The 5,618-nt window shown below is 69.8% G+C and carries 6 protein-coding genes and 1 pseudogene; 3 read left to right on the top strand and 4 right to left on the bottom strand.

The features are described from left to right. The 3 genes and pseudogenes from VFM98_RS12885 to VFM98_RS12875 form a co-directional block, all read right to left on the bottom strand. Positions 1–230, bottom strand: a pseudogene (locus tag VFM98_RS12885) (hypothetical protein); the annotation flags it as partial. 3 nt (positions 231–233) lie between these two features. After that, on the bottom strand, positions 234–773 hold the full coding sequence (uraD, locus tag VFM98_RS12880; protein ID WP_325110323.1) for a 2-oxo-4-hydroxy-4-carboxy-5-ureidoimidazoline decarboxylase: 540 nt from the start codon (positions 771–773) through the stop codon (positions 234–236). A 31-nt stretch (positions 774–804) separates the two neighbouring features. Further along, the gene (locus VFM98_RS12875; RefSeq protein WP_325110322.1) at positions 805–2,160 is read right to left on the bottom strand and encodes an MFS transporter; all 1,356 of its coding nucleotides are present in this window, start codon (positions 2,158–2,160) and stop codon (positions 805–807) included. A gap of 120 nt (positions 2,161–2,280) precedes the next feature. Here VFM98_RS12875 and VFM98_RS12870 point away from each other — a divergent pair, with 120 nt between their 5' ends. Continuing rightward, positions 2,281–3,306 carry a LysR family transcriptional regulator gene (locus tag VFM98_RS12870; RefSeq protein WP_325110321.1) on the top strand — a complete coding sequence of 342 codons (1,026 nt, stop codon included), beginning with the start codon at positions 2,281–2,283 and terminating at the stop codon, positions 3,304–3,306. Here VFM98_RS12870 and VFM98_RS12865 read toward each other — a convergent pair. Further along, positions 3,283–4,623 carry a glycosyltransferase gene (locus VFM98_RS12865; RefSeq protein WP_325110320.1) on the bottom strand — a complete coding sequence of 447 codons (1,341 nt, stop codon included), beginning with the start codon at positions 4,621–4,623 and terminating at the stop codon, positions 3,283–3,285. The two genes, VFM98_RS12870 and VFM98_RS12865, sit on opposite strands and share 24 nt — an antisense overlap. Positions 4,624–4,706: 83 nt before the next feature. On the opposite strand from VFM98_RS12865, the gene VFM98_RS12860 reads away from it, so the two are divergent. Together VFM98_RS12860 and VFM98_RS12855 are read left to right on the top strand one after the other, a co-directional pair. After that, a complete protein-coding gene (locus VFM98_RS12860) occupies positions 4,707–5,369 on the top strand; it encodes a TetR/AcrR family transcriptional regulator (RefSeq protein ID WP_325110319.1) in 663 nt (220 codons plus the stop codon). Between the two features lie 36 nt (positions 5,370–5,405). After that, a partial coding sequence (locus VFM98_RS12855) for a DUF1330 domain-containing protein (RefSeq protein ID WP_325110318.1) occupies positions 5,406–5,618 on the top strand: 213 nt, incomplete at its 3' end.

Raw genomic sequence — 5,618 nt, 5'->3', positions numbered from 1 at the left:
TCGGCCTCCATCGGCCCGTCGACCTGCACCGGCGGCACCGCGCCGGCCAGCGTCTGCGCGCAGCGGATCGGAAGCAGGTCGCCGCCGCCCGACACCAGCACCGCGCCGTACGGCATATCGCCGGCCTCGAGGCTCTCGCGCGAAGCCTGGATGGCGCGGCCCATGTACTCCGCGTCGAGGCGCTCGCGCTCCGGATCCGCCTGAAGGGGGCGTGTGGAGATGTCGCCCATGGCTCAACGCACCGGCACCAGCGCCCGCAGGCGCGCCCGGGTGATGAAGGCGATCTGGTCGAAGGCCTCGACGAATTCGCTCACCGTGTCTCCGCCGACACGGCTGCGCAGCGCCTCGAAGATCTGCGCCTTGGTGTGGCGGCGCACGGCGATGATGAAGGGAAAACCGTGGCGCCGGCGGTATTCGGCGTTGAGGCGGCTCATCTCGGCCATCTCCTCGCGCGACAGGGCGTCCAGGCCTGCACTTGCCTGTTCGCGCTGCGAGTGGTCCGTCAGCGTGCTGGCCTGCGCCTCGCGCCCCGCCAGTTCGGGGTGCGCGCAGAGAAAGTCGATCTGGACGGCCGGCGGGGCGCGCCGCACGATCTCGATCATGGTGGCGTGCAGCGCGTCGACGCTGGCGAAGGGGCGCGCGGCCCAGGCGCCTTCGGCCACCCAGGGCGCGTGCTCGAAGGTCGCGCCCAGGCAGGCCACGAAGCGGTCGCGGTCCATGGCGTTGATCTCCGCCAGCTCCAGGGCGGGTCGCGTTGGGGTCGGAGTGGTCATGTGCTCGGCTCGGTTCGCTGGTGTTCGGCCCTCAGTGGGCGAGGCTGGGCTCGCCCTCGACGGGCCGGGTCTTGTGGAAGCGCGGAATGAACGCCAGGATCAGCAGCGTGGCGCAGACCTCGACGGCGGCCACGACATACAGGCCGGCCGAGAGGGCGCCGGTTTCGGTCTTGATGATGCCCAGCATCCAGGGCGCGCCGAAGCCCGCCAGGTTCGCGATCGAGTTGATCAGCGCGACGCCGCCGGCGGCCGCCGTGCCCGAGAGGAAGCGGTTGGGCATCTGCCAGAACACCGGGATGGCGCTCATCGTGCCGACGATGGCCAGCGTGAGTGCCACGAGCGTCAGCAGCGGGCTGGCGTCGAGGACCAGGGCGATGACCAGGATGGAGCCCGCGCCGAGTGCCGCCGCCACGCCGCAATGCCAGCGCGACTCCTGGTGCCGGTCCGAGCGGATGCCGTTGTAGATCATGCCGGCGGCGCCGCAGAGGTAGGCCACGGCCATGATCCAGCCGACCGCCAGCGGGCTCTTGAAGCCCACTTCCTTGACCAGCGTCGGGCCGTAGAAGGTGAGCGACGAGTTGGCCGCGATGATGCAGAAGTAGATCAGGATCATCAGCCACATCCGGCCTTCGCGCAGCGAAGCGAGCATGCTGTGCTGGCGCGGTCCGATGGACTGGTGGTCGCGTTCGAGGTCGCCATGGACGAGGTCGCGCTCGCGCCGGCTCAGCCAGCGCGCCTGCTCCGGCTTGTCCGTGAGGTAGAAGAAGGTGACGATGCCGGCGATGACCGACGGGATGCCCTCGAGCAGGAAGACCCACTGCCAGCCGGCCCAGCCGTTGACGCCGTTGAGTCCGCCCATGATGCTGCCGGCCAGCGGCCCGCCGACCACGCCCGCGAGTGCGGAGGCCGACATGAACATGCCGAAGGCCTTGGCCCGGCGGTCGGTGGGGAACCAGTACGTGAGGTACAGGATGATGCCGGGATAGAAGCCGGCCTCGAACACGCCGAGGACGAAGCGGGCGACGTAGAACCACTCCGGCGTCGTCACGTACATCATCGCCACGCTGGTGAGGCCCCAGCCGATGGTGATGCGCATGATGGTCTTGCGGGCGCCGATCTTCTGCAGCAGCAGGTTGCTCGGCACCTCGAAGAAGAAGTAGCCGAGGAAGAAGATGCCGGCGCCCAGGCCGTACACCGCCTCGCTCCACTTCAGGTCGTCGAGCATGGTCAGCTTGACGAAGCCGATGTTGACCCGGTCGATCCAGGCCAGCACCCAGAGCATCATGAGGAAGGGAACGAGGCGGAAGAAGATCTTCCGGTAGACGCCGTCCAGCTCGGAACGGGTGGTCCCGGCGGGCCGGGCCCAGGGTGCTGCCACAGTGCTCATGTCGTCTCCTGTATCGCTGTGTGGGCCGCACTCTAGGTCCGGGCCCGGCGCCGCACGCACCGGGCTGGTGATACCGGGCATAGCAGAATCAAATACTGGTACCCTGCGGCCGAGGTCCAGATGGCACAGCAGCACCCACCGCGCAACGCCGCCCTCGCGCACGCGGGCGCATCCATCGATGCCCACCTGCTGCGCGTGCTGACCACGCTGGTGGCCGAACGCAGCGTGTCCCGCACCGCGATCCGGCTGAACCTGTCGCAGCCCGCGATCAGCAGCGCCCTGCGCCGCCTGCGCGAGGCCTTCGGCGATCCGCTCCTGGTGCGCGAGCGCAGCGGCATGGTGCCGACCCAGCGCGCCCTCGAACTGCGCGAGCACGCCCGCAACGCACTGGAGGAAATCGATCGCATGCTCGCCGGCCCGGTGGCGTTCGATCCTTCATCGAGCCAGCAGACCTTCCACATCGCCTCGCCCGACTACCTGGCCATGAGCTTCGTCGCCGGCCTCGTCGAGCACCTGCGGCGCGAGGCCCCCAAGGCGCGGCTCGTGATCCATCCGCTCTCGCGCGACTTCGACTACGAGCGGGCGCTGGCCAATGGCGAACTGGACATCGTGATCGGCAACTGGCCGCAGCCGCCCGAGGGCATGCACCTGTCCGTGCTGCTGGAGGACGAGCTCGTCGCCCTGATGGGACGCAGGAGCGCACCGGCGTCCGGGGCGCTGACGCTCAAGCAGTACCTGGCGTCGCCGCACGTCGTGCCGATGCCTTATTCGATGGCGCAGCGCGGCGTGGTCGAGACCTTCCTGGCCGGCCAGAAGCTGGCGCGCGACCAGCGCGTGGTGGTCCCGTACTTCGAAGCGGCGCCCTACATGCTGGTGCACACCGACCTGATCTTCACCACGGCCCGCCACTTCGCGGAGCACTTCGCGCGGGTGCTGCCCCTGGCCGTCGTGCAGCTGCCGCTGGAGTTCCCGCGCATGCGCTTCTACCAGCTCTGGCACGACCGCTCGCACCACGATGCGTCGCACCGCTGGCTGCGCGGCCTGGTGCGCATGGCCGCGATGCACCTGGCGAAAGCCGCTCCGGCGGGCGGCGCGGTGGATGGCGCAGGGGCCGAGGCCCCGTCAGGCGTGGAAAACGAAGCCTGATCCGGCTCGCAGGGGCTGCGTCGTCGCCGGTGCGACGCGAGAAAGGATCACATCGTCGACGATGCGGGACAGGGCCTCGAGCCCGCCGCTGCGCGCCATCCGTTGCGCCATGGCTGCTGCCGCAGTGCGGTAGCGGCCGTCGTGCAGCACCGCCCGGACGGCCTGCCGGATTTCCGCCGGCCGGGGCGACACCCGTTGCAGGCGGCGGCCCACGCCGGACCACGCGACCCGGGCGCCCACTTCCGGCTTGTCCTCCTGCCCACCGCTCACCACGATCGGCACCCCGTAGCGCAACGCGTACTGCACGCCGCCATAGCCGCCATTCGTGACGAACACGTCGACTCTCGGCAGCAGTTCGTCATAGGGAAGGAATTCGGCCGCACGTGCATTCGCGGGCAGCGGCGGCAGCGTGTCGAGGGGCCGGCCGCCCGTGGCCACCAGCACGAGAACGTCTTCGTCGGCCAGGGCCTGGAGTGTGGGGCCGACCAGCTGGCCGAAGTCCTTGTTGGCGATGGTGCCCTGGGTTACGTGCACGATGGCGCGCTGCCCCTCCAGGTCCGCCCACCACGAGGGCCGCGGCGCCGCCGATCCCGACGCGGAAATGGGGCCCACGAAGTGCAGGTTGGACGGCGCGTCGGAGCGCGGGTACTCGAACTCCGGCACGGTGAACTGCGCGATCGCATCGGCGTGGCGGGCCCAGTCGAGGATCGGGCCGGGCAAGGCCCTGCCATGCACTTCGCGGAACATCCCTTCGGCCACACGTTGGGCCGGAGCCAGGATGCGGCCGGCGACGAAAGCGAGGAGCGCGTTGCGCATGCGGCCGGCGGCGCCGCCCAGGGGCGCGAGGCCCATGCCGAAAGGCGCGGTATCGCGACTGGCCACCGAAAGTGGCAGCACGCCGCACAGGACGACGGCGGGCCGCAACGCACGCGGGTGGCCGAGGACGAAGGCGGCGCCGGCGAAGGCCGGATCGACGAGGAGCGCGTCCACCGGCTCGGCGGCATGGGCGGCCATGACGGCGTCGTACTGCGCCCGGGCGGGCCGGGTGAACAGCTCGATGATGTCGAACGCGAGCGAACGCGGGCCGGAGAGCTTGGCACGCTCGGGGAAGCGGTCGTTCAGGTCGATGCGATCGTCGAAATCGGCCGTGGCCGGCAGCGGCAGGTGGTCCGCGCCGGTGGCGCGCACCGCCGCGGCGAAGCGCGAACCGGTGAGGAAGCGCACCCGGTCGCCACGCGCGACGAGGTGGCGCGCCACGGCCAGCAGCGGGGTCACGTGGCCGTGGATGGGGACGGTAGCAATGAGGATCGAAGCCATGTCGAGAACCTTCCGGCGCGGGCGTCTATAATTCAATGCGGTGGCGCAGTATCCAATCCGCCAGAACCGGAGTCAATGAATCCATGACGTCGCCGCGGCCACGCGCTTACCAGTCGGAATTGCGGCAGCGGCAAGCGGCCGAAACGCGCCAGCGCATCGTTGCGGCGGCTGCGTCGCTGTTCAGCGAGCTCGGCTATCCGGGCACGACGCTCGCGAAGATCGCGGAGCGCGCGCAGGTCTCCGTGGAGACGGTGCAGAAGAACGGCCCCAAGGCCGCGCTCATCCGGGCCGCCGTGGAATACACGTCGTTCGGGATCGAAGGCGACCGGGACGTGCGCGACCTGGACGTAGGCCGGGCCTTCCTGGCGCTGACCCGGCCCGAGCAAGTGGCTCCCCTGGCTGCCGCCACGATGCGCACCGTCAACGCGGGCTCCGCGGGGGTTTGGGTGGCGCTGACTTGCGCGGCCCATTCCGATCCCGAGTTGCGCGAGACCTTCGTCGAATTCCTTGTGGCGATCCGCCGCCAGAACGAGCGGATGCTCGGCGTGTTGCGCGACCGGGGGTGGCTGCGCACCGACCTGGGCTTCGACCAGATCGTCGACACCTGGATCGTGCTCTCCAGCGTGGAGACCTACGTGCGCCTGCGGGCGAGCGGCCGCAGCGACGACGAGTACGCCGCCTGGCTCGAAAGGACGGCGGCCGAGATGCTGCTGGGGCGGCGGACCACGGAGAGCACGATCCGGTGATACAAGGAGGGATCGCAGCAAGAGGAATCACGAGCCATGAGTCATGCGTACCTGGTCGGCAACATCACGGTCAAGTCGCCGGAGAAATGGGCTGAGTACACGAGGCGAGTGCCGGACACGCTGCGCCCGTGGGGTGCCGAACTCGTGTTTCGCGGAAAGCAGGTCGCCACATTCGCCGGCGCGAACCCGCACGCCGATATCGTCGTGATCCGGTTCGCCGACGCTGCGGCGGTGAACCAGTGGTTCTCG

Source organism: Ramlibacter sp. (assembly GCF_035706265.1).
Classification (GTDB): Bacteria; Pseudomonadota; Gammaproteobacteria; order Burkholderiales; family Burkholderiaceae_C; genus Ramlibacter.
This window is presented reverse-complemented; position numbering and strand designations above follow the sequence as displayed.

Excerpts from the sequence above, each read along its gene's own strand:
- VFM98_RS12875 (WP_325110322.1), bottom strand. The coding sequence starts at position 2,160 with ATGAGCACTGTGGCAGCACCCTGGGCCCGGCCCGCCGGGACCACCCGT.
- VFM98_RS12860 (WP_325110319.1), top strand. The coding sequence starts at position 4,707 with ATGACGTCGCCGCGGCCACGCGCTTACCAGTCGGAATTGCGGCAGCGG.
- VFM98_RS12870 (WP_325110321.1), top strand. The coding sequence starts at position 2,281 with ATGGCACAGCAGCACCCACCGCGCAACGCCGCCCTCGCGCACGCGGGC.
- VFM98_RS12865 (WP_325110320.1), bottom strand. The coding sequence starts at position 4,623 with ATGGCTTCGATCCTCATTGCTACCGTCCCCATCCACGGCCACGTGACC.
- uraD (WP_325110323.1), bottom strand. The coding sequence starts at position 773 with ATGACCACTCCGACCCCAACGCGACCCGCCCTGGAGCTGGCGGAGATC.